At 63.6% G+C, this 1,769-nt stretch carries 3 protein-coding genes; all 3 read right to left on the reverse strand.

From position 1 onward, the window contains the following. Positions 1-318 (reverse strand): hypothetical protein (locus tag VGQ94_08940; protein HEV2022642.1); only part of this gene is annotated, 318 nt, incomplete at its 3' end. Beyond that, on the reverse strand, positions 312-854 hold the full coding sequence (locus VGQ94_08945) for a hypothetical protein (protein ID HEV2022643.1): 543 nt from the start codon (positions 852-854) through the stop codon (positions 312-314). The genes VGQ94_08945 and VGQ94_08940, both read right to left, overlap by 7 nt. 6 nt (positions 855-860) lie before the next feature. Beyond that, on the reverse strand, positions 861-1,592 hold the full coding sequence (locus VGQ94_08950; GenBank protein HEV2022644.1) for a cytochrome b N-terminal domain-containing protein: 732 nt from the start codon (positions 1,590-1,592) through the stop codon (positions 861-863). Between the last annotated feature and the right edge of the window lie 177 nt (positions 1,593-1,769).

The following is a 1,769-nucleotide window of genomic DNA, read 5'->3' on the forward strand; positions in this document are numbered from 1 at the left end:
CGTCTCCTGGCCGTACTTGGCGAAGACGGCGTCGGTGATCATGGACGGATGGTTGGGACCAAGTCGCTCGGCGGCTTGTTGCGGGCCGATCTTCGCGATGTCGGGGACGTGGCAGGTGATGCAGCGCTCGACCATGAATTGCCCGTTGACCTGAACCTTGGGAAAGAGCTGCTGCACCTGGATGGGGAAGTCCTGACCGTACTGCGCCGCGTACTTTTCCTGGATCGGCGCCCACGGCCGCGCCAGGTCCTGGTAGAAGGCAAATCCGAGCAGCAGCAGGAAGGCGGCGCTCACCACCAGGAAGGCGCGCCCTAGCACGGCTTGCCTCCGCAGGTCTGCGGGTTGCCGAGCACCCAGCCCCAGTCCCAGATGAACTCATGGCCGCGGAAGAAGGTGCCGATGATGACGAGCGCCACCACGATCGTGGTGTAGAGCGCGAAGAGGATGATCGCCACTTTCCGCTCCGACGGCCGCCGGCTCGGGTTGCGATCCAGGAACGGCACCAGGATCATGAGCACGATCACGAAGGTCGGGAAGGCCACGCCCGCCATCAGGGGCGGGAAGCGCGAGAGGAGTTCCTGCAGGCCAAGGAAGTACCACGGGGCCTTGGAAGGGTTCGGAGTCATGCCCGGGTTCGCCAGCCCTAGCAGCGGCGCCTGTAAAAAGATCGACACCACCAATAGGAAGACGGTCATCGCGACCGCGGCAATGAACTCTTTGAAGACGAACTCCGGGAAGGAGACGACCATCTCGTCCTCGCTGTCGTCGCGGACCGTCGACGGCACCTCCACCTGGCGGCGCCGCTGTTCCACCCGCTCGCGGGCGGCGATCCGGTCGCGCGCTTCAGTGGCCATGCTTAATCAGAGCCCCCCGCTGAAGCCATCTTTTCGGACTCGCCAGAAGTGGACCACCATCAGCAGGAACGCCGCCAGCGGCAACCCCACAACGTGCAGCACGTAGAAGCGCAGCAAGGCATTGTCACCGACCACGCGCCCACCGATCAGCAGGTAGCGGGTGTAGGGACCGGCGATGGGCGCGTACTTTGCCATGTTGGTGCCGACCGTGACGGCCCAGATGGAGAGCTGGTCCCAGGGCAAGAGGTAGCCGGTGAAGCTCAACAGCAACGTGATCAGCAGCAGCAGGGTGCCGACGCCCCAGTTGAACTCGCGCGGCTTCTTGTAGGAGCCGGTCAAAAAGACACGCGCCATGTGCAGCCAGACCGTGATCACCATCGCGTGCGCCGCCCAGCGGTGCATGTTGCGGATGACGCCACCGAAGGTGACGACGAATTGCAGGTCGCGCATGTCCTGGTAGGCGTGGTTGGTGGAGGGCACGTAATAGAACATGAGGAAGAGCCCGGTGACGGTCAGCACGATAAAGAGGAAGAACGACAGACCGCCGAGGCACAGTGTGTACGACATCCGGATCCAGGAGCGGCGCACGCGGACCGGGTGGATATGGAGGAAGAAGTTGGTGAGGGCGGTGCGCGCGGCGATCTTGTCGGTGAGCGGAAGGCCATGACGGAACACCGAGCCAACCATCTGGCCGATGATTGAGAACATCTCGTCCAGCGCCGCACGGATAACGGTCATGAATCCTCCCGGTTAGCTGATCAGACTTTCAGGCGAAACGCGCGATCCACGATGACGGAGCGATCGACCAAGAGTTTCCCATCCGGGGCCACCTCGACGTGGACCCGGTCCATCGGCCGGGGCGCCGGCCCGAAGAAGTTGATGGCGTCGCGGAAGTAGCGGCTGCCGTGGCATGGA

The sequence above is a fragment of the Terriglobales bacterium genome, from assembly GCA_035937135.1.
Lineage (GTDB): Bacteria > Acidobacteriota > Terriglobia > Terriglobales > Acidobacteriaceae > DASYVL01.